Here is a 24,693-nt window from a genome sequence, read left to right as displayed (position 1 = left end):
GCAAGAGCGTGATCGTCCGGTTTCCGAATGTCATGCCGCGGCGGGAGAGAAATCCGATGACCGGCCGCAAATCCTAGGCGATTGCCGACAGGTAGGCCGAGACCGTCACGATCGCCAGCACCGTCGAGACCAGCACCACGGTGGCGGTCAGGTCGGCCTCGCGCCGGTAGAACTCCGCCAGCATGAACGGTCCGGTTCCCGTGGGGAGGGCGGCCATGAGCACCGCGGTGTGCAGCAGGAGCGGGGGCAGGTCGAACAGGTAGCGGCCGAGGCCGTAGGCCAGCAGCGGATGAAGGGCGAGCTTGAGGCCGACGAGGAGCGCGGCGGTCCGCCCCTGCCCGCCGCCGGCGTGACGGGTCTGGGCCAGGAACAGGCCGAGCGCCACCAGGGCGCAGGGCGCGGCCGCGCCGCCGAGGAGCTTCAGGAAGGTCTCCGCGGATTCCGGCACGGTCAGTCCGGCACTCGGCACCAGGGCGCCCAGCGCCGGCGCCACCAGAAGCGGGTTGCGCATGAGCGAGCGGCCGACCGACCGCCAGACGGGCATGCGGGGCCCGCTCCGGCCCGACGCGGCCGCCTCGCGCCGCAGCCCGGTCTCGATCAGCACGATGGCCACCGCGAACACGCCGCAGACCGTCAGGATCGCCGCCACCGTGGTGGGGGCGAGCGCCTCGGGCCCGAAGGCGACCAGCGCCAGGGGGAACCCCATGAAGCCGGTATTGGCGTAGCCGGCGTTGAGCCCGTCCACCGCGGCATCGGCCAGCGGCCGCCCCTCCGCGCGCCGGATCATCACGGTGAGGGCGAAGACCGCGAGGCTGCTGAAGCCGAAGGCGCCGATGAAGCCGGGCTTCCAGATGGCGCTCCAATGAGCGTGGGCGGTGACGTCGAACAGGAGGGCCGGCAGGGCCAGGAAGACCACGAACCGGTTGAGTTCGGTGGTGGCGGCGGCGCCGAGCACGCCGATCCGGCGGGCCAGCCAGCCGGCGAAGATCAGCGCGAAGATCGGCAGCACGACCAGCACGGTCGAGAGCATGGCGGGTCCGGGTCGGAGGACGATGCTCCGGCCTTAGGACGGTTTGCGGGGCCATCTCCAGTGCCGGGGGCGGGGACCTGCCATGCCGCGGCCCCGGCTCACAGGACCTACCAGCGGTAGATCAGGCTGCCGATGACCGTCGCGGGCGCGCCGCGATAGCAATTCCCGAACGCGCAGGTGTTATAGGTCCGGTCAAAGATATTGTAGGCGTTAACCTGCGCGCGCAGCCCCTGATACTTCGGATCGATCGCCGCGAAATCGTAGGCCACCAAAGCGTCGTAGAGCGTTACAGTCGGGTTCCGCACCGTATTGTCGTCGTCAGCGAAGCTCGTGCCGATGTAGCGGATGCCACCACCCACCGTCAGCCCGCGCAACGGCGAATATGTCGGGAACGCGTAGGTCAGGAACGACGTGTAGGTGTCGCTGGGGATGCCAGAGACGCGGTTTCCATCCTGCGTGGCGCCCGTAAACGAGGTCTGGCTCAGGAAGCGGAAATCCAGGTGCGTGTAGGCGATCGTCAGGTTCGTGCCCGGAGCGAGGTTGGCCGTGGCCTCGGCCTCGAAGCCGCGGGACCGCACGGAGCCGGTGGCCGCCTGGAAGGCGAGGTTGGTCGGGTCAGTCCGCAGGATGCTCGACTGCACGATGTCGAATCCCGCGAAAGCGGTCTGAATGTTGGTCCCGGGGATCAGGTACTTTACACCCGCCTCGATCTGGTCACCCGTCGCCGGCTTGAAAGCTTGGCCGCGCACATCCGTGCCCACCTGCGGCGTGAAGGTCGTGGCATAGCTGGCATAGGGCACGAGGCCGGGCGCCAGGAGATAGTTCAGGCCGACCCGGCCGGTGAAGGCAGTGTTGTCCTGGCTCGTCACCGCGCTGACGGGTGAGGTCCGGTTATCCTGGAAGACCCAGTCATGACGGCCGTTCAGCGTCAACACGAAGTCGCCGAACTTGGCCTGATCCTGGAGGTAGACGCCGATCTGGTCCTGGGCTTGGCGCGTCGGGCTCGCGAGAACGGGTGTCGGGATGAATTGTTGGCCGTAATTCTGGGTGATTAGGTTGAGAGACGGCGCAGAACCGGCGCCGAACCGGTTGCTCAGGCCATAATGGGCGTAATCCACACCGGCCACGAGGGTATGGGAGATCGGGCCCGTGGTGACGTGCGCCTCGAGCTGGTTATCCAGAGTCTGCTGGACCAATCCCTCGCGGATGTAGCCGGTCGATCGGGTACCGATGGTGCGTGCCTCGTTGATCGAATCGATTCCGGTGTACTTCGCGCTCAGGAAGACCCCGTAGTGCCGAAAGTTCTGACGGAAGATCAGGTCGTCCGAAAAGCGGTGCTCGAAAGCGTAGCCGACACGGTATTGCGTCTGATCGAGCCCGGCAAAGCGGGGGTCGCCGCTGTAATACTTGGTAACGCGGAAGCCGGGATCATTGTAGTAGAACACCGTCGCCGGCGTATTCCGGACCTGAAATTCGCTCAGAAACGTGAAGGTCGTATCGGCCGAGGGCTTCCACGTGAAAGCGGGGGCGATGTTGAGCTGGTCGTCGTTCGTGCCGCGGCCGATGAAGGTCCCCGCCTCCCGACGCACACCCGTCAGGCGGTAAGCCATGGTGCCGCCGGTGCCCTCGATCGGTCCGCCGAGATCGAAATTGCCCTGGAAGCGATCAAAGCTCCCCGACTGGAACCAGACTTCGCCGAACGGCGCGAAGACCGGCCGCTTCGACGTGGCGTCGAGGATGCCACCCGGTGAGCCGAGACCGTACAGGCCGGAGGCCGGTCCGCGCAGAACGGTGACGGATTCCAAGCCATAGGGCTCGATGCGCGGGAAGATGAAGCCGCTCCCGATCTGACGCAGGCCATCGCGATAGGTGCCCTGGTTGGAGAGCACATCGAAGCCGCGGATGAAGATCTGATCGAAGCGCGGGTCGAAGCCGGACACGTTGATGGTCGCGCCTGGAACGTAGGCGAGCGCGTCGCTGAAGCTCTGCACGTTGCGGTCGTTGAGCTGCTCGCGGGTGACCACGGAGACCGATTGCGGGGTCTCGATCAGGGGCGTGTTGGTCTTCGTGGCGGTCGGGCTCACCCGCGCCACGTAGCCGGTGATGCCGGAGGGCCCGCCGCCGCCGCCGCTGGTGGCGGCGCTGCCGCCGTCACCGCCGCTGACATTGCCGCCGCCGCCGCCGGATCCCGTCGGAGCCGCCACGGCCGGCCGGGCGGCCTCCACGGAGATCTCGTTGAGCTGCACGGCGGTCTCTTGCGCGGCAGCCGCCGGGGCGAGGGCAATCGTGGTCAGCGCCGTGGTGGCGAGCAGCAGGCCGGACTGGGCGATACGGAATGACATCGGAGACCCCGAAACGCGCCCTTACGCGGCGCCTGGGGTCCACGTACCATCGTTCACGGGTCCTTGAGCAAGCCGAAAACGTGTTGTAAATCACACACTTAGAAGACTTCAAATCTGGAACGGTTCGAGCCTAGAACTCGAGCGGCGGCTCCCGCAGGGCGTCAGCCTCTCGGGTACAGGCAGCCTGATCCGGCACCGTCCCGGCGCCCGCCATGGCGCTCCGGAGCTCGGCCCGAGCCCGGTCGAGGTCCGCCCGGAAGGTTGCATCCCCCATCAGGGCGGCGAAGACCGCGGTGCCGGTGAGGCGTCCCGCCGCCACGTCGCTGAGCCAGTGCACGCCGCAGACGATCCGGCTCTCGCCATAGGCCCGGCCGCGGGTCAGGATCGGCGTCGCCTTCTCGGGAACCAGGGATGCGAGAATCAGCGCGTAGGCCCACCCCTGGGTGGCGTGCCCGGAGGGATAACTGAAGCTGTCGGCCAGGGCCTGGCTGCGCTGCACGCAGATCGGCGCCTCGTTGCCCACGAACGGGCGCAGGCGGCGGTAATGGACCTTGGGGCCCCGCGTCGCCCGGGCGAGGTCGAGGCGGGCGCGCTCCAGGAGGTTGATCACCGCCGGCACCCGCGCCTGATCGATCCGGGTGCCGAGGACGCAGGCGAAATTCTCCAGCACCGCCGCCGCGCCCTCCGCGACGTCGTTGGCGGCCAGGTCCCAACGGGCCGTTCCCTTGAGGACACGGGTGCTGTTGAAGGCCGCCCGGTCGGCCTTGTCGAGGGGCGCGTCGTGGGCCGGCGGGGCCGGCAGGATCTGGACGGCGTCCGGCACCGCCGCATCCGCCAGGTAGGGCTTCACGGCCGGCTTGCCGGGCTTCAGCGTCTCGGCGCCCAGGGACGGGGCTGCAGGGGTCATCGCCGGGGGGTGATGGGGCGCATCCTCAGCCCGGGCCGCGACGGCCAGGAGGAGGGCGAGGGCGGCCGGGGCGAGGAGGGGGAGGGACGGCGTGCGCAGCATCGGATCCGGGGCTCTATCGGATGGAATCTGCGGGGCGCGCCCGCTGCCGGACGAACGGCTCAGCCGGCCCATCCAGTCCCTGCACAGGCGCCCTCTTCTGTCCAGGGTGACGGTGCCGATCCGCGCCGACTGTCACGCGTGATCGCGCCCCCGCCGCATTCACGCCGCCCGGATCGCGGCGGCCACGGCGCCCGGATGCTCCTCGTGCGGGCTCAGGGCGCCGGGGATCGCGGCGCCGGTCACGCGGCCGCCGGCGATGAGGGCGTCCATCTCGGCGCCCGAGCGCCGGGGTGCGCCCTCGGGCCGCAGCACCAGGGTCGGCGGCAGGCCGTCGCCGAACAGGGCCAGGAAGGCGTCGCGGCTGCCCACCGGATCGAGGCCTCCGGTGACGAAGGCGGCGGTGCCGAAGCGGCCGTTGCGCTGGCGGGTGATGGCGTGCTTGTCGCGGATCAGAGCCGGGGTCACCCGGGCGGCGTCGGCATAGACATGGGCGCGCATCATCCGGCCGATGATCGGTGGGCTGATGTTGATGCGGTAGAGCGCCTCGCCGAGGAGCGGCGCCTCCACGGCGCGGCGGATGCGCGGGAACCAGTGCGCCCGTCCCGGCATCGCGGTGGGCAGCGGCCCCCGCCAGGTCGGCGCCACCAGGACCAGGCGCGCGAAGGCCTGCGGATGGCGCCGCGCCGCCGCCACGAGGTAGCCGGCGGCATGGCCGGCCGCGACGCCGAGCGCGTACGGGCCGGGGGCGGCGGCGAGCAGGGCGTCGAGGAAGGCGTGGAAGGTCGCGGGGGCGAGGGGCACCCGCGTCCGCGGCCGGGCGCCGAAACCGGGCCAGTCGGGCACGAGGCAGCGATACGCGGTTCCCAGGTCGCGGGCGAGGTCCCGCATCTCGGCGCGCGCCGAGATGGTCGACAGGGCCGGGAGCAGGAGGGCGTCCGGCCCCGCTCCGAACACGTCGCAGGGGGTCGGCACCGGCCGGCCCGCCACCGTGAGGTTCAGCTCCAGCGTCTCCATCGCGCTCCCGCCAAGCACGCTCCCGCCCAGTCTCAGGACATCAGGTGCGCAGCAGCTCGTTGATGGCGGTCTTCGACCGGGTGCCGGCATCGACGCGCTTGACGATCACCGCGCAGTAGAGGCCCGGGCCGGGCGATCCGTCCGGGAGCGCCTTGCCGGGCATCGTGCCCGAGACGACCACGGAGTAGGGCGGCACGCGGCCGTACATCACCTCGCCGGTGGTCCGATCGACGATCTTGGTGGAGGCGCCGATATACACGCCCATGGACAGGACGCTGCCCTGGCCGACGATGACGCCCTCCGCCACCTCGGCGCGGGCGCCGATGAAGCAATCGTCCTCGATGATCACCGGGTTGGCCTGGAGCGGCTCCAGCACGCCCGCGATGCCGGCGCCGCCGGAGATGTGGCAGTTCTTCCCCACCTGCGCGCAGGAGCCGATCGTCACCCAGGTGTCGACCATCGTGCCCTCGCCCACATGGGCGCCGAGATTGACGAAGCTCGGCATCAGCACGGCACCGGGGGCGATGTAGGAGCCCCGGCGGACGAAGCAGCCCGGCACGGCGCGCAGGCCCGCGGCGCGGAACTCGGCCTCGCCCCAGCCGGCGAATTTCGACGCGACCTTGTCCCACCAGGGCGCGCCGCCGGGGCCGCCCTCGATCGTCGCCATGTCGTTGAGGCGGAAGGAGAGCAGCACCGCCTTCTTCAGCCACTGGTTGACCACCCAGTCGTGGTTGCCGCTCTTCTCGGCGACCCGTGCCTTGCCCGAATCGAGCAGCTCCAGGGCCGTCTCGACCGCCTCGCGCACCGCCCCCTGGGTGGCGGTCGAGATGTTGGCGCGGTCTTCCCAGGCGGCTTCGATGGTCTGGGCGAGATCGGAATGGGGCAGGCCGGCCTGGGACATGGAACGGGTCAGAACTCTTGCGGCGGGAGCCCGTGCTTACAAGCGGCCATCGGAGCTGTCACCTGAGGAGATGCCGTCGATGACCTCGAGGAGCCCGCGCACCTGATCGAGATCGGTCACCAGCCCGGCGAGGTCGTCCGCCAGGGTGTCGTGGACGGCCTGCGCGGCCGCGGGGAATTCCTCCAGCACCCGGCGCATCAGCATCGGCGTGATGCGCATCACCGCGGCGCTCCCCTCGGCCCGGGCCTCGGTCGGGCGGGTCCCGCGCACGAACAGGGCGAGCTGGCCGATCAAGGCGGAGCGCCCGGCCCGCACCGGCTCGGCGCCCGGGGACCGGGGTGCCAGCCGGATCGTCCCGGCCATCACCACGAAGCCGCCATCGGCCGGATCGCCGCGGGAAAACAGCAGGTCGCCGTCCGCGAGGTCGCGGCGCTCCGCCGCGAAGGTCAGCAGGCGCAGGGCATCCCGGTCGAGGAAGCCGAACAGCGGTGCGGCCGCGAGGATCGCGATGTCGTCGTCGAGCCCCAAGAACGCCTCACCACCCTGCGCATACGCGAACCTGCCGGATCGCCTACACGTAAAGCTTCAATTCGTCAGGGCAGCAACTTGTATCCGCCCCCCTCGGTCACGAGGATCGCGGCGGTGGCGGGGTTCGGCTCGATCTTCTGGCGCAGCCGGTAGATATGCGTCTCCAGCGTGTGCGTGGTCACCTGGGCGTTGTAGCCCCAGACCTCGGCGAGGAGGGTGTCGCGGTTCACCACGGCCCGGCCCGCCCGGTAGAGGAAGCGCAGGATCGCGGTCTCCTTCTCGGTGAGCTTCAGCTTCGAGCCGCGCTCGCCGACGAGGAGCTTGGCCCCCGGCCGGAACGTGTAGGGGCCGATCTGGAACACCGCGTCCTCGGAGGCCTCATGGCTGCGCAGGTGGGCGCGGATCCGGGCCAGCAGGATGCCGAACTTGAACGGCTTGGTGACGTAGTCGTTGGCGCCGGCCTCCAGCCCCTCGACATGGTCCGCCTCGGAATCCTGGGCGGTCAGCATGATCACCGGGCCGCGGAAGCCGCCGGCCCGCATCCGGCGCACGGCCTCGCGCCCGTCGAGGTCGGGCAGGCCGACATCCATCACGGCGAGGTCGATGCGCTCGGCGGCGACCCGTCGGATCGCGTCCGTGGCGTTGGCTTCGGTGAAGACCGTGAACTCGTCGCAGAGATCGAGCTGCTCGGTGAGAGTATCGCGCAGGATCGCGTCGTCGTCGCAGATCAGCAGGCGGTAGGCATTCGGCATCGTCCGGGGCCCCAGAGCAGGCTGCGGGAGAGGCGGGGGCCGCCTGCCGGGTGCAGCATGCGATGACGTCAGGATCTCGGCAGGATCGCGGCGCGACTCTACCGAGGCTTGTGTTTCCGCATCCTTTCGCCGCCGCGGCAATCGCCGCGGTGAACGGGCTGCGGGATCGGGGCGCACCGCTTCAGGATCAAGGCGTCGGACCCCACGGCGAGGCGGTGGGCTGGCTCCCGAATCCCGGCTCGGCGGCCCGGGTTCAACCGAGAAATAGAGCGCCCTTTGTGGCCGGAAGTTGCCTTGCGCGCAATTTTTCACCGGTTCGGAGTACGGATCTCGGGCATAAGGCGCGCCGGACCGGGTGGATTCGGGAGGACGGAGATGCGGCGGCCGAGCAGGGGACCCGTCCGCTTGACCCTGGGGGACATCCGCGTGCGGGCCACGGTGGGGGACCGGCGGCGCGGGCAGCTCCTCGTCGGCCCGGCGGTGATCTCCTGCGCCCTCGGGGCGGGCGGGATCGTGATCGACAAGCGCGAGGGCGACGGCGGCTCGCCGCGCGGGCGCTTCCGCCTGCGGGCCGGCGCCTACCGGCCCGATCATCTCGGGATCCGGCCGCGCACGCTGCTGCCGCTGCGGGCGACCCGGCCCGACGACGGCTGGTGCGACGAGAGCCGGGACCGCCGCTACAACCGGCCGATCCGCCTGCCGGCCCCCGGGATCAGCGCCGAATCGATGTGGCGCGGCGACGGGCTCTACGACGTGGTGATCGATCTCGACTACAACCGCGCCCCGATCCGGAAGGGGCGGGGCTCGGCGATCTTCCTGCACATCGCCCGGGACGGCTACCGCCCGACGGAGGGCTGCGTCGCCCTGGCCCGGGCCGACCTGCTGCGGCTGCTGCGCCGCCTCGGGCCGCGGACGCATCTGCGGATCGGCTGAGGCCTGACCTCAGGCTCAGGCCTTCCGGGTCCGGGCCCCGAAGATCGCGGTCCCGACCCGGACATGGGTGGCGCCGAGCTGGATCGCCGCGGGGAAATCCGCGCTCATGCCCATGGAGAGGATCGGCAGGTTGTGGGCCTTCGCGAGCCGGGCCAGCAGGGCGAAATGGGCCGAGGGCGGATCCTCCGCCGGCGGGATGCACATCAGCCCCTGAATGGCGAGGCCGTGAGTCTCCTGGCATTCGGAGAGCAGGGTGTCGAGTTGATCCGGGAGCACGCCGCCCTTCTGCGGCTCTGCGCCGGTATTGACCTGGATCAGAAGCTTCGGCGTCCGGCCGGACCGGTCGATCTCCTTGGCCAGCGCCGCCGCGAGCGACAGCCGGTCGAGGGAGTGGATCACGTCGAACAGGGCGACCGCCTCCCGGGCCTTGTTGGATTGCAGCGGCCCGACGAGGTGCAACTCGACATCCGGGTAGCGGGCCCGGAGGTCCGGCCATTTCGCTACGGATTCCTGGACGTAGTTCTCGCCGAAGACCCGCTGTCCGGCCTTGAGCGCCGGTAGGATGCCCTCGGCCGGCACGGTCTTGGAGACGGCCACGAGCTGGACCGTGGCCGGATCGCGCTCCGAATCCTCGGCGGCCCGGGCGATGGCCGCCCGGACCTCGGCGAGACCCGCGGCGACATCGGCCTGCCCCACCGGAAGCTTCGCGGTCACATGCCCCATCCCGTCGGTGGGAGGCGCGCTGGGTTCGGTCTTCGCGTCGTCCATGGCCTTGCCTGTCCTGTCGCTGCCGGGCGGCGGCCCGTGCATCCCCGCTGCCGTGATTCTCGAGGGGACGGTCATCCTGTCCAACCCCCTCATCCTGAGATGCCGGAGCGCCGCGGAGGCCTCGAAGGAGGGTCCCGGCGGTCCGCCACCCTGCAGCCCGCCGTCGAGGCGGCGGCGCCGCGTCTCAGGATGAGGGGGTTGGATGGGATCGCTCCGGCGCGACCCCGCCTCATGTCCCGCCTCTCCCTGTCCGACCTATGCGTTCGCGCGCCCCGCGCAAGCCCGAATCGCGCGCTGCGTTGACCGGCTGCGGCGCAGATATGCTATCGCGGCGCGACCGTGCCGTGGTCATCCTTCGGAATGACCGACGAGCCCCTGACCCAGCCGGATCCATGACCAGCACCGCCCCCCAGCCCGTCGAGCGCTACAACGCCAAGGATGCCGAGCCGCGCTGGCAGGAAGCCTGGGCTGAGAGGCGCCTGTTCGAGACCGACAATTCCGACAGCCGTCCGAAATACTACGTTCTGGAGATGTTCCCCTATCCGTCGGGGCGCATCCACATGGGCCATGTCCGCAACTACGCGATGGGCGACGTCGTCGCCCGCTACAAGCGCGCCCGCGGCTTCAACGTGCTGCACCCGATGGGCTGGGACGCCTTCGGCCTGCCGGCCGAGAACGCCGCCATGGAGCGCAAGGTCAACCCGCGGGACTGGACCTACGCCAACATCGCGTCGATGCGCGACCAGTTGAAGGCCATGGGCCTGTCGCTGGACTGGAGCCGGGAGATCGCGACCTGCGATCCCGACTATTACAAGCATCAGCAGCGCATGTTCCTGGACTTCTTGGCGAAGGGCCTCGTGACCCGCCGCACCGCCAAGGTGAACTGGGACCCGGTGGACCACACCGTGCTCGCCAACGAGCAGGTGATCGACGGGCGCGGCTGGCGCTCCGGCGCCCTGGTGGAGCAGCGCGAGCTGACCCAGTGGTTCTTCAAGATCACCGACTTCGCCGAGGACCTGCTGACCGCGCTGGACGGGCTGGACCGCTGGCCGGAGAAGGTCCGGCTGATGCAGAAGAACTGGATCGGCCGCTCGGAAGGCCTGGAGGTTCTTTTCGCACTTGTTCCGGATGCCCACGCCGCAGCGGCCCAACCTGCGGCGGATGGGGTCCTCCGTGACATCAAGGTCTACACCACGCGGCCCGACACCCTGTTCGGCGCCAAGTTCCTCGCCGTGGCCGCCGATCATCCGCTGGCGGCAGCGGTTGCCGCAACAAACCCCGCTCTCCAGGCCTTCATCGAAGAATGCCGGCGCACGGGCACGGCCCAGGCGGCGATCGACACGGCGGAAAAACTCGGCTTCGACACCGGCCTCACCGTCCGCCATCCCCTGGACCCGTCCTGGACGCTGCCGGTCTACGTGGCGAATTTCGTGCTGATGGAATACGGCACCGGCGCGGTGTTCGGCTGCCCGGCGCACGACCAGCGCGACCTCGATTTTTCGAACAAGTACGGGCTCGGCAACACGCCGGTGGTCTGCCCCGAGGGGCAGGATCCGGCGACCTTTGTCATCACCGACACCGCCTATGTCGAGGACGGGCGGATGATCAATTCGCGCTTCCTCGACGGCATGAGCACCGGGGAGGCCTTCGAGGCCGTGGCGCGGCGCCTGGAAGGGGAGGGGATCGCCAAGCGCAAGGTCCAGTTCCGCCTGCGCGACTGGGGCGTCTCCCGCCAGCGCTACTGGGGCTGCCCGATCCCGATCATCCACTGCGAGTCCTGCGGCCCGGTCCCGGTTCCGGTGTCCGACCTGCCGGTGAAGCTCCCCGAGGACGTCTCCTTCGATCAGCCCGGCAACCCGCTGGAGCGCGACGCGGCGTGGCGGAACGTGCCCTGCCCGCAATGCGGCGCGCCGGCCCGGCGCGAGACCGACACGATGGACACGTTCGTTGATTCGTCCTGGTACTACGCCCGCTTCACCGCGCCCTGGCTCACGGACGCGCCCACCGACCGCGCCGTGGTCGATCGCTGGCTGGCGGTGGACCAGTATATCGGCGGCATCGAGCACGCGATCCTGCACCTGCTCTACGCCCGGTTCTTCATGCGGGCGATGCGCGAGACCGGCTGGGCCGGCGTCTCCGAGCCCTTCGCCGGCCTGTTCACGCAGGGCATGGTCGTCCACGAAACCTACAAGGACGCGGCCGGCGCCTGGGTGCCCCCGGCCGAGATCCGCTTCGCCACGGAGGAGGGCGAGCGCCGCGCGTTTCACGTGAAAACTCAGGCGCCGATCACGATCGGCGCCATCGAGAAGATGTCCAAGTCGAAGAAGAACGTGGTCGACCCCGACGACATCATCGCGAGCTATGGGGCCGACACGGCGCGCTGGTTCATGCTCTCCGACTCGCCGCCGGAGCGCGACGTGATCTGGACCGAGGAGGGCGTGCAGGGCGCGGCCCGCTTCGTCCAGAAGGTCTGGCGGCTGGTCAACGCGGCCGTGCAGGCGACCGGCGACGGGGCCGCGGACCTGCCCCTGCGCAAGGCCGCCCACCGGGCGCTGGCCTCCGTGCAGGACGATATCGAGCGCCTGCGCTTCAACCGCTGCGTCGCCCACATCTACACCCTGGCCAACGCCCTGGAGGATGGCCTGCGCGGGCCGGTCTCGGGACAAGCGGCGCGGGAGGCCGCCGGCATCCTGGTCCAGCTCATCGCCCCGATGATGCCGCACCTCGCCGAGGAGTGCTGGTCCGTCCTCGGCCGCGGCGGCCTCGTGGCCCAGGCGCCCTGGCCCGAGACCGAGGCGGGGCTCCTCGTCGAGGACGAGATCACCTTGCCGGTCCAGATCAACGGCAAGAAGCGTGCGGACGTCACCGTGCCGCGCGATGCCGACGCCAAGGCTGTGGAGGCCGCGACCCTGGCGCTGGAGGCAGTCCAGAAGGTCCTGGAGGGCAAGGCGCCCCGCAAGGTCATCGTCGTGCCGGGGCGGATCGTGAACCTGGTGGTGTGAGGCGTCGATCTGCCGATCCCATCGGGAATCGACTCCATCCCACCCTCCATCCTCATCCTGAGGTGCCGGAGCGCAGCGGAGGCCTCGAAGGAGAGCTCCCGCCAGCCGGGCGATCCCGGGTGCCCTCCTTCGAGGCCCGCCGACGCGGGCACCTCAGGATGAGGGCACGGGTGAGGTCAGCGGATTCCAGGGCGAGGACGGCTCTGCCGGGCCTCTGTCACAGCGCCGGGTTGACGAAGGCTTCAGCGCGCCGCGTGACGCCCCTCAAGGCGCCGCCAACTCCGGGTCCTGCCCGCTGGCTTCCAGACCGCGCCGCACCAGTCCGTCCCGCTTCGCCTGCGCGATGAACGCGGCGAGGTAGGCGGCCCCGGCCGCGCGTCCGACCGGCAGGCCCATGGCCTGCGGGATCTCCATGAAGTGCCCCGGCAGCAACCGCACCTCCGGATGCGCCGCCGCGTAGGCGGCCAGCGGCTGATGCACGCCCGCCGCCACCTCCAACCCGTCCCGCACGAAGGCCGTCACCGCCTCGGCCGAGGTCGGTGCCCGCACCAGGGCCGCGTGCGTCAGGGCGCGGGTCAGGAACAGGTCGTAGGCGCTGCCGCGCCCCACCGAGACGCGTACGCCGTCGCGATCCACCGCCTCCGGGGACCGGAGCGGCGAGGCGGCCGGCACGAGGTAGCTGCCGGCGATCAGCACGTAGGGCTCGGTGAAGCTGATCCCCTCGGCGCGCTTGGGGTCGATCGCCAGGAAGCAGATGTCCCAGGTTCCGGAGCCCGCCGAGCCCGAAACCGCGCCCGCTCCCGGATAGGTGATGAACGCCACCGGCACCCCGAGCCGCGCCGCCAGGGCCCGGGCCAGATCCACCGAGACCCCCGCGGGCCCGTCCGGGCCTCCCTGAGCGAGCACCGGGTTGCCGAGATTGATCGCCGCCCGGAGCGTGCCTGTGGGGGCGAGGTCGTGCAGGACCGTCGGATCGGGTGCCATCGGTCTCGTCTCGGCATGTGCGGCGGCGGGGAGCAGCAGGAGGAGGGCTGCGCGGATCCACATGACGGTCGCTCCGCCTCAGGCGCGCCGCGCCGGCCCGGTCGACGCGGGGACGCCGTCCCGGGCGGGACGGCGGCGCCGGCGGGCCAGCATGTTGAGGCTCTCGACGCCGGCCGAGAAGGCCATGGCCGTGTAGACGTAGCCCTTCTGCACATGCGCGCCGAACCCCTCGGCGATCAGCGTCATGCCGATCATGATCAGGAAGCCGAGCGCCAGCATCACCACGCTGGGGTTTCGGGCGATGAAGGCCGAGAGCGGCTCGGCGGCGACCAGCATCACCACCACGGCGGCCACCACCGCCACCATCATCACCGGCACGTGCTCGGTCATGCCCACCGCGGTGATGATCGAGTCGACGGAGAAGACGAGGTCGAGGAGCAGGATCTGGCCGATCGCCGCGCCGAAGCCCAGGCTGCCCCCGGTCGGCCTGTCCGTCTCGGGCTCCGGATCCACCGTGTGGTGGATCTCCTTGGTGGCCTTCCACAGCAGGAACAGGCCGCCGCCGATCAGGATCAGGTCGCGCCAGGAGAAAGCCTGGCCGAGCACCGCGAAGACCGGTTCGGTCAGCTGCACGATGAACGCCACGGTGCCGAGCAGCCCCAGCCGCAGGATCAGCGCGAGCCCGATGCCGATACGCCGCGCCCGGGTCTGCTGGTCGGCCGGCAGCTTGTTGGTCAGGATCGAGATGAAGATCAGGTTGTCGATCCCGAGCACCACCTCCATCACCACCAGGGTGGCGAGGGCGGCCCAGACGGCCGGCTGGCTCGCGAGTTGGAGCAGGTCGGTCACAGGCTGGGGGCCTCACTGGTCGGGAACAAGCGGCTGCCCAGGGTGGTCAGGTCGAACGGGCTGGGGCCGCGCACCGGCTCGGGGGCCAGCACCCGCAGAATCTGCGGGAAGACCTTGAAGTGGGCGGGCGTGTGCGTGGTCAGCTCGCCGTCGGTGTTCACCGGCCGGGGTCTGCGGGTGGAGAGGCGGATCTCCTGCGCGTGGAACGCCCGCACGTCGGCCGCCCGTCCATGCGTGCCCCGCCGAAGCGCCGGGAGCAGCGTGATGAGCCGCCACCAGTGATCGATCTCCAGGCTGTAGAAATCCAGCTTGCCGTCATCCACCGCGGCCATCTCCTCGACGGTCATGCCGCCGCCATAGTGGCGGCCATTGCCCACCGAGACCTGGATCGTGGTGACCTTCTCCACCGTGCCGTCATGCTCGATCGTGACGGTGAAGGGCCGGACACGGCGCAGCACGCGGACAGCCGCGACCGCGTAACCGAGCACGCCCCAGGTCTTCTTGGATTCCGCCGTGAGTTCGCCGGCGAGTTCGGCGGAGAAGCCGATGCTCGCCACGTTGAAGTAGTAGTGACCGTTGACCCAGCCGAGATCCACCGGCCGCGCCTCGGCGGCGGGGATGAAGCGGGCGGCCGCCAGGGGATCCAGCGGCAGGTTGAGGGAGCGGGCGAGGTCGTTGGCCGTGCCGAGCGGCAGGATGGCGAAGGGCAGGCCGGCCTCCACCAGAGCCGGGGCGGCGTAGTTCATGGTGCCGTCGCCGCCGCCGAGAATCACGAGGTCGACCGCGCCGGCGCGGTCGCGGATGACATCCCGGCAATCGGCCTCCGGCGACGGCTCCTCCGGCTCGATCCCGCCCTCCCGCAGGATGGCGCGCACCTCGTCGAGATCCAGGGCGCCATTGCGGGCCTTGGCGTTACAGATCAGCAGGGCCCGGCGCTGGCGCGTGCTCATCGTGTGCGTCCGGAACGGGTGCCGGACAGCGTTTCGGTCTCAGGTCGGGCCAAGGGATCCTCGGTGCACGGCGGCAAGGGGGTGCCAGGGGAACGCGGGAACGGCGAAAGGCCGAGACTGTCCCCGACTTGGTACCCAAACGCACGAACGCAACCCCATCATCCCCGCAATCCAGGGCTGGTCGCCGCCGCGCAGTCGGGCAGGATGTGACGCGCGCCCGAAGCCCCCGTGGAACCCCGCACTCACGCAGGCGCGTTCTCTCTCAGTCCGCCCCGGCCGCCAGGAAGGCACCGATGCCCGCCACACGTCCCACCCGTCCCCAGGCCCTCGTCCTGGGCTTGGTCCTGCCGCTCGCCATCGTGGGCTCTGCCGCGGCCCAGCAGCCGGGTGCTGCGGGCGGGGGCGGCTGGGTGGATCCGCCCCCGCGGGCGGCCGCGCCCGTTGCGGCTGCCCCGAAGGCCCCGCTCAAAGCCGCAGGCCCACAGACCCAGGAGCCCGTCACCGCTCAGGCGAAAGCCCCGCCCGAAGGCGGGCGCGGCGCCGAGCCGCTCCGGCAGGCCGCCAGACCGGAACCGGGGGAGGATGCCCTGCCGAAGGCTGCGGCGACGCGGGGGCCGGGACCGAAGCGGGCCGCCGCCCTGGAGCGCCCGCCGGTCCGGGAATCCCTGCACCATCACGCGCGCCCTCAGCACCGGCTCGCCGAGACGCCGGCCGCGATGGTCCCGGCATCCGGCGTCTCGGCCGAGCGCGCCGCCGCCGCCCGGGCGCTGGCCACGAGCTACCTCGCCACCGTCTCGGGTTCGAGCGACACGATGGTCGATGCCGCGACCCGGTTCTACGCGACCCGCGTGCGCTTCTATGGGCGGCCGATCACCACGGCGGGCCTCGTGGCCGAGAAGCGCAGCTTCGTGCAGCGCTGGCCCGAGCGTCGCTACGAGCCGCGGGCGATGCGCGCCGCCTGCGATGCCGAGACCTGTACGATCCGCACGATCGTCGATTTCCGCACCGCCAATCCGGGGCGCGGCGCCGTCTCCAGCGGCGAGGCCGAGCTGATCCTGGAGGTCGGCTTCGCGGGCACGCGACCCTACATCCTCGGCGAGACCGGTCGCGTCCTGCGGCGGAGCATCCAGGCCGGAACCCTGGCCGCTTCGCCCGGCAAGGCGTAAGAGCCCCGGATCATGGTCCGCCGCCTCGCGGCGGGCAGGGGCGTGCGAGGTGGTGCGTCATGGGATCGGTCCCGGTGCTCGGGCGTTCCGTGAGGCGCCCCGGGCGGGCTTCGTCGGGAGGCGCGGCCGGGCCTCCTTCACGCCGCGCGCGGTGATGCCGGGATCGGGTGTATGACGTCTTCGATGGTGGTGGGGAAACAGGCGGCGGAGCCGGCGCGTCCGGCCCTCGACGGTCCCGGCCGCCTCGCCCTGCGCGAGGCAATCCGGGCCGAGATCGCGCGGGCGCGCCCGCGCCCCGTGGCGGTCCGGACCCTCGAGCTCCTGGCCGAGGCCGCCTGCACCCCCGATGAGGCGGGAACCGGCCTCCGCGTACTCGATCGACACGGTGCCGTGCGCCTGCGGGACGACACGTCCGAGCCGATGACCCTCGTGGATCTCGTGGCGGACCTGCGCGCCCGGCATCCGGCCCTGTTCCTGCCGCCCGAGCCCGAACCCGAATCGGCGCCGGAGGCCGCCGACGAGGCCCGCGATTCGTCCCTGCTGAGCGGCGCCTACGAGATGAAGGCCGCCACCGCGCGCTTCGTCGAAACCCAGTCCGAACGGGCCCGCTCCCTGGCGGAGCGCTCCTCCGAGCAGGGTCGGGTGCTGGCGCAGAGCGCCGCCGGCCGGTTCGCCACCCTGCGGACGAGCCTGCGCGGCCGGTTCGCCCGTCCCGCGACGGTCCGGACCGACGCGGCCACGGGGGCGAGCCCGGGGGTCGATCCGGCAACGGCCTGGAACAGCGGCCCCGGCCGCGTCGGAGAGTCCCTCCGTGACGGCTTCGGCCGTCTGCGCGACCGGTTCGGCCGCGGCGGAGACGGCGCGGACGAGGGCGCACGCCGGCAGCGCCGCCTGCTCCTGGGCGCCAGTGCCGGCACCCTGGCGGCGGTGATCGCCGCGGGCCTCGTCCTGGAGGGCCGTGCGCCCGATCCCGCGCGTCCCGCGGCCCCGGCCGCGCCCCGAACGGAGGCCCCGAACGGCGCCACCCCGAACAATCCCTCCTCCGGCGCCCCGGCGGCAGCCCCCGACACGGTCACGCCGCCCCCCGAAACCGGAGGCGAGTCCGAGCCCGACGCGCCGCTGCCGCCGAATGCCGTGACGGGACAGGCCCAAGTCATCGATACCGCGACCCTCAAGGTCGGCGGCAAGGTCGTGCATCTGTTCGGCGTCGAATGGGTACGCGGCGGCCAGGCGGAGGAGTTGGCCCGGTACATCGGCAACCGGCCGGTGACCTGCCAGCCCGCCCCCGGCAGCACGACCATGAATTGCCTCGTGGACGGGCGCGACCTCTCCGAGGTGGTGCTGTTCAACGGTGGCGGTCGCGCCTCGCCGGAGGCGAGCCCCGAACTGGTCGCGGCCGAGGATCACGCCCGGAGCGAACGGCTCGGCGTCTGGAAGCGCTAGACCGATGCCGGCCGAAGCGTTCGGCACCACCGCGGATGGCCGGCCGGTCACCCGCCATGTCCTGAGCCGGGACGGTCTGCGCGTCGCCATCATCGATTTCGGCGCGGCCGTCACGGCGATCGAGGTGCCCGACCGCGCCGGCCATTCGGCCAACGTCGTCCTCGGCCTCGACACCCTCGCGGCCTACGAGACGCTGAGCCCGAGCTTCGGCGCCATCGTCGGCCGCTACGCCAACCGCATCGCGGACGGGCGCTTCAGCCTCGACGGGCAGAGCTATCGCCTGCCTGTGAACGAGGCGCCCAACACCCTCCACGGCGGCCCGGACAATTTCGGCCGGCGCCTGTGGCGGGCGGACCTCTCCGAGGCGACGCGCCTCGTCCTGAGCCGCCGCTCCCCGGACGGGGAAGAGGGATTTCCCGGCACCCTCGATGTCCGCGTGACGTACAGCCTTCCGGAGGACGGCGTGCTGCGCATCGATTATGCCGCCGTCACCGACCGGCCGACGGTCGTGAACCTCACCAACCACAGCTACTTCAACCTCGCCGGGGAGGGGACGGGCAGCGTCCTCGGCCACATCGTGCAGGTCGAAGCGGACGCATTCGCGCCGACGGACGCGACCCAGATCCCCACCGGCGCGCTCCAGCCGGTCGCCGGGACGCCGTTCGACTTCCGCACGCCCCGGGCCCTGGAGACCCGGATCCGCGAGGGGGACCCGCAGCTCGCCTACGCCAAGGGCTACGATCACGCCTTCGTCCTGCGCGGCGCCGCAGGGACGCTGCGGCCGGCCGCCACCTGCATCGCCCCCGGCAGCGGGCGCCGGCTCGACGTCTGGACCACGCAGCCGGCGCTGCAGCTCTACAGCGGCAACAATCTCGACGGGCGGCTGATCGGGCCCTCCGGACGCATCTACCGGTCCGGGGACGGCGTCTGCTTCGAGACGCAGGGCTTTCCGGACGCGCCGAACCAGCCGGCCTTTCCCTCCGCGGTCCTGCGGCCGGGCGAGACCTTCGCGGCGACGACGGAGTTCCGGTTCTCGGTGGTGTGAGGGCGCGTCGCGCCAGCCTCACGCCTCCGTCAGGGCGCATACCGCCGGGCCGCAGCGCCCTGAGGGCCGAACCCGGGCTCGATCCGGGACCGGCCGATCCGGTCTGACGGCCGGCTCCGGCCTCACGCGGCCTGCGGGCGTCCCCGCAGGCCGGGGATCGCGGCGGCCGGCGCGGCGGGATGCGGACGCCGCGTCTCGCCGAGCGTCAGCAGGGCAACCGTCACGGCGTCGAGCCGGGAAGGCTCGCCATCGGCCATGCCCTCGGCGGCGGCGACCTCCTTCAGGTACTCGTCCCACGCCCAGCGCCGCAGGATTTCGCGCTTGCAGCTGGGCAGCAGCCGGGGATGATCGAGGACCGCGGCCGGCGTGGCGAACACCGCGGCCGGGTTGACCAGGGCTCGCTCCAGATCCGGCACCCCCTCGGGCACGCGATCGTCCGCGGAACGACCCTGCGCCGTCGCGCGGACCTGCACGGGCGCCGCGTCCCGGTTCGAGCGCCAGACCCGCACAGTGCCTGGCCGACCACCTCGGTCCGCCGGGTCGGGCGCGGGCCTGTCGGCGCGGCTCCGGCCCGCGGCAGAGGCTGCCGCCCGCTCCCCTGTCGGGCCTGTCAGCGCCCCCTCCGTGGCGGGCGTGCCGGTCTCGCCGGTCCAGCCCATCGGCGCCGCGATCTCCGGAGGCGTCGCCCGCTCGACGGCGAGGCCGCCCCTCTCGGCCCGGGCGGGGCCGGATGTCTCGACGGAGCGCCCGCCGTGGCGGATCGGCGCCCGGCGGCCGGCGCGCCTCGTTGCGCCCGCGGGCGGCGTGTCGTCTCCGAGTCCGATCGTACGATCCTGCATGGTTGCCTCCCTGTTGAGGCGCGCTCAGCCGCCGAAGAGACCGAGCCGCGCCGCCGATTGCACGCCGAAGCTCGCCGCGAACGAGAGCAGCGCGGCGTCCCAGGCAGTCAGATGCGGGGTGTTGGCCGGCGGCCCGGCCTGCGTGATCGCAAGACCGAGCCATACGAAGCCCGACAGGCTCAGCAGCACGGCCAGCACCCAGGGCAGGGCCGGTGACGGGCAGAGCGCGGCCAAAGCGACGCACAGCGCGGCGGACAGGATCCAGCGGCCCAGCACAGCCCAGTCGGTCGCCTGCACCGGCCCGCCACGCCGGCCATGCCGCAACCGGGATACGCGCCTGTGCCCACCCCTCAGGTCGAAGGTTGCCATCGGACGCCTCCGGCTCAGTTCAGCTGAGGCTCGCGCCCGGTCGGACCGCGCCGCCAGCGGCGGGTGAACGCCGCGGGGAAGAGCGGCTTGGGCGGCGCCGGAGAGACGGGCGGGGCCGAACCCTCGTCGAGCGCCTGGAGCGCGTCCAGGATCGCGTCGAGCGGCACGGGCTCGGCCCGGCAACCGGGCAAGCAGCGCAGCGCCGGACAGGACTCGACCGCCCGTGCGTCGGAGGCCCAGGAGGCCAGGATCGCCCGCTTCTCGGCGTGCGACAGGCCCGGATAGCGCAGCACCTCGCGGGGATGCCGGAAGACGTCGCCCGGCGCCACGAAGGCGTCGAACGGCTCGACCGCCTGCGGTCTCAGGGTGGCGGCCGCCACCGGACCGAGGCGCTCGATCTCGGGATGGATGGACGTCGTATCGATCGGCTGCATGCAACCCTCCTCGTCGTGAGCAAAGGCAGGGGCAGCCGGCACGTTGATCGGGACGCACCGGCGGCCGCATCATGCGTTCAGGTCTGCGGCCGCCGGGGCGGCCGCAGGCAAGGTCGATCCAAAGCCGGCTCAGTGCTTGGCGGCCGGCGCGCCGGTAGCGTTGATCGCGATGCGCCGACGGCGTTCCGGCGCCTCGGCGGCCCGCGGCAGCGTCACGGTGAGCACGCCGTTGCGGAACGTCGCCTCGGCCTTGTCCTCCTCCACCGGCACGGGGAGGGCGATCGACCGCTCGAAACGGCCGTAGCTGCGCTCGGAATAGCCGCGCGCCTTGTCGGTGGTCTCGGCACGCTTCTCGCCCTTCAAGGTCAGGACACCGTCCGCGATGAGGAGTTCGACGTCCTTCTCGTCGAGGCCGGGAAGCTCGGCGGTGACGCGCAGCGCCCCGTCCGCCTCCACCAGTTCGACCTGCGGCCAGCCGATGCCGCGGCTCGCGAGGCTCGGCACGCCGCCGAACCCGCTGAACACGTCGTCGAACAGGCGGTTCATCTCCCGGTGCAGCGTCAGGAACGGGCTGGCCGGCTCCTGCGACAGGGCGGTGGGCGCCGGGGCCGTGCTGCGGCTCCAGGGAATCAGATCTCTCACGCTCATGGTCCATTCTCCAGCGCATGCGATGCAGTCGTGGGAACAGGCCCGCGGCGGGTCCGCGGACCCGTGAGGGATGTCATGCGTGTCGGCACGGGGTGCCCGGACGCGCGGCCCGGGCCGCCGATCAGGCTGCCTTGGCGTCGCGGGCGATCTGAGCCGGGGCGTTGTCCTGGCCGGACGCGGCCGTCGTGCCGCCGATGGCGATGCGGCGGGGCTTGAGCGCCTCCGGCACCTCGCGCTTCAGCGCGACGGTGAGCAGGCCGTTCTCCAGGGACGCGCCCACGACCGTCACGTGCTCGGCCAGATTGAAGGTCTGGCGGAAGGTGCGCGCCGCGATGCCGCGGTGGAGGTAGTGCCTCTCGCCCTCCTGGGCGGCCTTCTGACCGGACACCAGGAGCGTGGTGTCCTGCTGGGTCAGCTCGATCTCCTCGGGCGTGAAGCCCGCCACCGCCATGGTGATGCGATACTGGTCCTCGGCGACCTTCTCGATGTTGTAGGGCGGCCAAGCGGCCGAAGGCTCGACGCGCTCAGCCTGATTGAGCAGCTCGAACAGGCGGTCGAACCCGATGGACGACCGGAACAGGGGCGAAACGTCGTAAGTCCTCATAACCACATCCTCCGACGAGCAACGTGACTACAAGCGACGCCGGACACCGTGTCCGGCGCCCTCACCGCGAGCCCGTTTCCGGGCCTCGCACGCGCGTAACGTGCCGGGGGAGGGCGGGTTCCAGGCCGAGCGAAAATTTTTGACCGCGACGCTGCAGGCTGTCGGACCGGGCATTCCGGCCCCAAGAGATCAGGATGAGGCCGGGGACTGGGACGGGCGCCGGACCGGAACCGGCGGCACCGGCGCCCGCACGCTCAGCCGACCGCCTCCTCCACCAGGATCTCGCGCTTGCCGGCATGGTTGGCCGGACCGACGATGCCCTCGATCTCCATCCGCTCCATGAGCGAGGCGGCGCGGTTGTAGCCGATCTGCAGGCGGCGCTGGATGTAGCTCGTCGACGCCTTCTGGTCGCGCAGCACCACCTGCACGGCCTGATCGTAGAGATCGCCGCCGGCCTCGCCGAAGGAGCCCTGGTCGAACACGGCGCCGTCGAGTTCGAGTTCCGCCGCGCCGGCCTTCCCCTTCCCGGCCCGTTCGCCGCCCTTCTCGGGCGCGCCCTCCTCGTCATCCGCCGTGACGGCGTCGAGGTAGCTGGGGCGGCCCTGGCGCTTGAGATGCGCCACGACGGTCTCGACCTCGCTGTCCGAGCAGAACGGCCCGTGCACCCGGGTCGTGCGCCCGCCGCCGGCCATGAACAGCATGTCGCCCTGGCCCAGAAGCTGCTCCGCGCCCATCTCGCCCAGAATCGTGCGCGAGTCGATCTTGCTCGTCACCTGGAAGCTGATCCGGGTCGGGAAGTTCGCCTTGATCGTGCCGGTGATCACGTCCACCGAAGGCCGCTGCGTCGCCATGATCAGGTGGATGCCCGCCGCCCGCGCCATCTGCGCCAGGCGCTGGATCGCCCCCTCGATGTCCTTGCCGGCCACCATCATCAGGTCGGCCATCTCGTCGACCACGATCACGATGTACGGCAGCGGCGCCAGATCCATCGCCTCGTCCTCGTAGACCGCCTCGCCGGTGTGGCGGTCGAAGCCGGTCTGCACGGTCCGGGTCAGCACCTCGCCGCGCGCCGCCGCCTCGGCGACCCGGGCGTTGTAGCCGTCGATGTTCCGGACGGCGATCTTGGCCATTTTCTTGTAGCGCTCCTCCATCTCGCGCACCGCCCATTTGAGGGCGATCACCGCCTTCTTGGGGTCGGTGACCACGGGGGAGAGCAGGTGCGGGATGCCGTCGTAGACCGACAGCTCCAGCATCTTCGGATCGACCATGATCAGCCGGCACTCCTCCGGCTTCAGCCGGTAGAGCAGGCTGAGGATCATGGTGTTGATCGCCACCGACTTGCCCGAGCCGGTGGTGCCGGCCACCAGCAGGTGCGGCATGCGCGCGAGGTCGGCGATGATCGGCTCGCCGCCGATGTTCTTGCCCAGGCACAGGGCCAGCTTGTGCTTGCTCTCGGCGAAATCCGTGGAGGCCAGGAGCTCGCGCAGATACACCGTCTCGCGCTTGGCGTTCGGCAGTTCGATGCCGATGGCGTTGCGGCCGGGCACCACCGCGACGCGGGCCGAGACCGCCGACATCGACCGGGCGATGTCGTCGGCGAGCGCGATGACGCGGCTGGACTTGGTGCCCGGTGCCGGCTCCAGCTCGTAGAGGGTGACGACCGGGCCCGGCCGCACCGCCAGGATGTCGCCGCGCACGCCGAAATCGCCCAGCGTCGCCTCGAGGAGCGTGGCGTTCTGCTCCAGGGCGTCCGCCGAGATCAGGCTCGCCTGGGACGGGCCCCGGGGCGGCCAGCAGGTCGAGGGCGGGCAGGGCGTAATCCTCCGGGCGGACGGGCGGCGCGGGCGCGCGGCGCGCCGGCACCGGCGCGGCCGGGGGCGGAGCGACCCGGGAGGCGGTGGGTTCGGAGCGCGGCGGGACCGGGCTCTGCGGCGCCTCGAACGCCTCCAGCTCGTCCTCCGCATCGATCTGCGGCGCCGCGATTCGGCGGGCGGTCGTGGCCGGGGGGCCGTCCTCGGGCGCCTCGAAGACCGGCTCGCGCCGACCCGGCCCCGGCGCCCGTCCCTCGGGCAGGTGGTCGGCCCAGGGCAGATCCGCATCCGTGAAGGCGCGCCGGGCCGCGAGGGCCGGCGAGGCACTGTCGATCGGCTCGGCCCGGCCGGCGCGCCATGCCGCGATCCGGTCCGCCGCGGCGACGCGCAGGCCCATCAGCCCCTGCGCCAGGGCGCCGACACCCACGAGGCCGAGGCTCGGCTCGTCGGAATCCTCGCGCTCGTCGCGGGCCGATTCCCGGCCGCGCGCCGGGGCGCGGCGGACGGGATAGGGGTCGTCGTGCAGGCTTTCCTCCTCGACGGCGCCGAATCGGCAGGCACCGGTCAGGCTGAGGATCGCCACCGCCGCGTAGCCGAAGCCGACGAGATGGGCCGCCGCGGACGAGACCGCCCCGACGATCACCCGCGCCATCGACAGCAGGCCGTCGCCGGCCACGCCGCCGAGGCCGGTGGGCAGCGGCCAGCGGGTCGTCGGCGGGAGCGCGCTCGCCACCGCACTGGCGGCGCAGAAGCCGATGATCCAGAGCGCGATGCGCAGGCCGCCCTCGGGCAGGTTGCGCTCGCGCATCAGCCGGATGCCCCAGAGGACCGGCGGCAGCACGAAGGCCAGGGAGCCCAGGCCCAGGATCTGCATGGCGAGATCGGCCACGACGGCGCCCGGCTGGCCGAGGACGTTGTGGGCGGCGTGGTCGGTGGCGTGGTTGAGGCTCGGGTCGTCGATCGACCACGTGGCCAGGGCCACGGTCAGCGCGACCGCGCCGGTGAAGAGCACGAAACCGCCGAGTTCCGTCAGGCGCTTGCCCAGGAAGGGGCGAACGCTGTCGACGAAAGTCTCGTAGGGCGATGCGGGACGGCGAAGCGAGCGCATGCGGGACCGGACGCAAGACGGGGACTTACGCCCGAGGCTAGGCATGACCGCCTTAACGACCTGCTAAGGTTGAGGAAGGCTCACCGGCGCCCGGCCGGGCCTCCTCGGGCCGTCGCGATCCCGCCCGGGAGGATGCAAAAGCCGCCCCGCTGTGGCACAGGAGC

At 71.6% G+C, this 24,693-nt stretch carries 21 protein-coding genes and 1 pseudogene; 5 read left to right on the top strand and 17 right to left on the bottom strand.

From position 1 onward, the window contains the following. Positions 1–73: 73 nt before the first annotated feature. From PQI07_RS11225 to PQI07_RS11195, 7 genes are all read right to left on the bottom strand, one after another. On the bottom strand, positions 74–1,030 hold the full coding sequence (locus PQI07_RS11225) for an AEC family transporter (RefSeq protein WP_274926634.1): 957 nt from the start codon (positions 1,028–1,030) through the stop codon (positions 74–76). A gap of 107 nt (positions 1,031–1,137) precedes the next feature. Then, positions 1,138–3,372 (bottom strand): TonB-dependent siderophore receptor, encoded by a 2,235-nt coding sequence (locus PQI07_RS11220; protein ID WP_043384067.1) that lies wholly within the window; start codon positions 3,370–3,372, stop codon positions 1,138–1,140. 130 nt (positions 3,373–3,502) lie between these two features. Next, positions 3,503–4,381, bottom strand: a complete 879-nt coding sequence (locus PQI07_RS11215) for an acid phosphatase (protein ID WP_043346862.1) — start codon at positions 4,379–4,381, stop codon at positions 3,503–3,505. Positions 4,382–4,540: 159 nt separating this feature from the next. Continuing rightward, positions 4,541–5,395 (bottom strand): alpha/beta fold hydrolase, encoded by an 855-nt coding sequence (locus PQI07_RS11210; protein ID WP_043384071.1) that lies wholly within the window; start codon positions 5,393–5,395, stop codon positions 4,541–4,543. 40 nt (positions 5,396–5,435) lie between these two features. After that, on the bottom strand, positions 5,436–6,281 hold the full coding sequence (gene dapD, locus PQI07_RS11205; RefSeq protein ID WP_043384148.1) for a 2,3,4,5-tetrahydropyridine-2,6-dicarboxylate N-succinyltransferase: 846 nt from the start codon (positions 6,279–6,281) through the stop codon (positions 5,436–5,438). A 51-nt stretch (positions 6,282–6,332) separates the two neighbouring features. After that, positions 6,333–6,824 (bottom strand): cyclic nucleotide-binding domain-containing protein, encoded by a 492-nt coding sequence (locus PQI07_RS11200; RefSeq protein ID WP_043384073.1) that lies wholly within the window; start codon positions 6,822–6,824, stop codon positions 6,333–6,335. 65 nt (positions 6,825–6,889) lie between these two features. Next, complete coding sequence (locus PQI07_RS11195; RefSeq protein WP_043346856.1) at positions 6,890–7,576, bottom strand: response regulator transcription factor; 687 nt, start codon at positions 7,574–7,576, stop codon at positions 6,890–6,892. A 375-nt stretch (positions 7,577–7,951) separates the two neighbouring features. Between PQI07_RS11195 and PQI07_RS11190 the strand changes: the two genes are divergently transcribed. Then, positions 7,952–8,509, top strand: a complete 558-nt coding sequence (locus PQI07_RS11190; protein WP_274926633.1) for a L,D-transpeptidase family protein — start codon at positions 7,952–7,954, stop codon at positions 8,507–8,509. 15 nt (positions 8,510–8,524) lie between these two features. Here the strand turns inward: PQI07_RS11190 and PQI07_RS11185 are convergent, their stop codons facing one another. Continuing rightward, positions 8,525–9,277: a YggS family pyridoxal phosphate-dependent enzyme gene (locus tag PQI07_RS11185; protein ID WP_043346853.1), complete on the bottom strand. Its 753-nt coding sequence runs from the start codon at positions 9,275–9,277 to the stop codon at positions 8,525–8,527. A 392-nt stretch (positions 9,278–9,669) separates the two neighbouring features. Here PQI07_RS11185 and leuS point away from each other — a divergent pair, with 392 nt between their 5' ends. Then, positions 9,670–12,279, top strand: coding sequence for a leucine--tRNA ligase (gene leuS / locus PQI07_RS11180; RefSeq protein ID WP_274926632.1), 2,610 nt, complete (start codon positions 9,670–9,672; stop codon positions 12,277–12,279). Between the two features lie 264 nt (positions 12,280–12,543). Here the strand turns inward: leuS and PQI07_RS11175 are convergent, their stop codons facing one another. From PQI07_RS11175 to PQI07_RS11165, 3 genes are read right to left on the bottom strand one after another with little or no spacing between them, the layout of a single operon-like run. After that, the gene (locus PQI07_RS11175; protein ID WP_083935960.1) at positions 12,544–13,326 is read right to left on the bottom strand and encodes an ABC transporter substrate-binding protein; all 783 of its coding nucleotides are present in this window, start codon (positions 13,324–13,326) and stop codon (positions 12,544–12,546) included. A gap of 15 nt (positions 13,327–13,341) precedes the next feature. Next, positions 13,342–14,112 (bottom strand): TerC family protein, encoded by a 771-nt coding sequence (locus tag PQI07_RS11170; RefSeq protein ID WP_043346844.1) that lies wholly within the window; start codon positions 14,110–14,112, stop codon positions 13,342–13,344. After that, complete coding sequence (locus PQI07_RS11165; protein WP_043346841.1) at positions 14,109–15,062, bottom strand: lipid kinase; 954 nt, start codon at positions 15,060–15,062, stop codon at positions 14,109–14,111. The genes PQI07_RS11170 and PQI07_RS11165 overlap by 4 nt, the downstream gene beginning before the upstream one ends. Positions 15,063–15,355: 293 nt before the next feature. Here PQI07_RS11165 and PQI07_RS11160 point away from each other — a divergent pair, with 293 nt between their 5' ends. From PQI07_RS11160 to PQI07_RS11150, 3 genes are all read left to right on the top strand, one after another. Then, the gene (locus tag PQI07_RS11160; protein ID WP_043346839.1) at positions 15,356–16,228 is read left to right on the top strand and encodes a hypothetical protein; all 873 of its coding nucleotides are present in this window, start codon (positions 15,356–15,358) and stop codon (positions 16,226–16,228) included. A 171-nt stretch (positions 16,229–16,399) separates the two neighbouring features. Next, complete coding sequence (locus PQI07_RS11155; protein WP_043384087.1) at positions 16,400–17,671, top strand: thermonuclease family protein; 1,272 nt, start codon at positions 16,400–16,402, stop codon at positions 17,669–17,671. 4 nt (positions 17,672–17,675) lie between these two features. After that, complete coding sequence (locus PQI07_RS11150; protein ID WP_274926631.1) at positions 17,676–18,716, top strand: aldose epimerase family protein; 1,041 nt, start codon at positions 17,676–17,678, stop codon at positions 18,714–18,716. 122 nt (positions 18,717–18,838) lie between these two features. Here the strand turns inward: PQI07_RS11150 and PQI07_RS11145 are convergent, their stop codons facing one another. The 6 genes and pseudogenes from PQI07_RS11145 to PQI07_RS11120 all read right to left on the bottom strand — a co-directional run bounded on the left by PQI07_RS11145 (position 18,839) and on the right by PQI07_RS11120 (position 24,529). Then, positions 18,839–19,555, bottom strand: coding sequence for a hypothetical protein (locus PQI07_RS11145; RefSeq protein WP_274926630.1), 717 nt, complete (start codon positions 19,553–19,555; stop codon positions 18,839–18,841). A 24-nt stretch (positions 19,556–19,579) separates the two neighbouring features. Continuing rightward, entirely contained in the window at positions 19,580–19,924 is a 345-nt protein-coding gene (locus PQI07_RS11140; RefSeq protein ID WP_274926629.1) for a hypothetical protein, read from the bottom strand. Between the two features lie 14 nt (positions 19,925–19,938). Beyond that, entirely contained in the window at positions 19,939–20,358 is a 420-nt protein-coding gene (locus PQI07_RS11135; protein ID WP_043346832.1) for a hypothetical protein, read from the bottom strand. Positions 20,359–20,487: 129 nt separating this feature from the next. Next, positions 20,488–21,006 (bottom strand): Hsp20/alpha crystallin family protein, encoded by a 519-nt coding sequence (locus PQI07_RS11130; protein WP_274926628.1) that lies wholly within the window; start codon positions 21,004–21,006, stop codon positions 20,488–20,490. Positions 21,007–21,127: 121 nt separating this feature from the next. Continuing rightward, positions 21,128–21,610: an Hsp20 family protein gene (locus PQI07_RS11125; RefSeq protein WP_043346827.1), complete on the bottom strand. Its 483-nt coding sequence runs from the start codon at positions 21,608–21,610 to the stop codon at positions 21,128–21,130. 254 nt (positions 21,611–21,864) lie between these two features. Then, positions 21,865–24,529: pseudogene (locus tag PQI07_RS11120) on the bottom strand (DNA translocase FtsK). Positions 24,530–24,693 lie beyond the last annotated feature (164 nt).

This window comes from Methylobacterium sp. 092160098-2, from assembly GCF_028920805.1.
Taxonomy (GTDB): Bacteria; Pseudomonadota; Alphaproteobacteria; order Rhizobiales; family Beijerinckiaceae; genus Methylobacterium; species Methylobacterium fujisawaense.
Note: the sequence above shows the minus strand (reverse complement) of the source record. Positions and strands in the feature narration are given on the sequence as shown.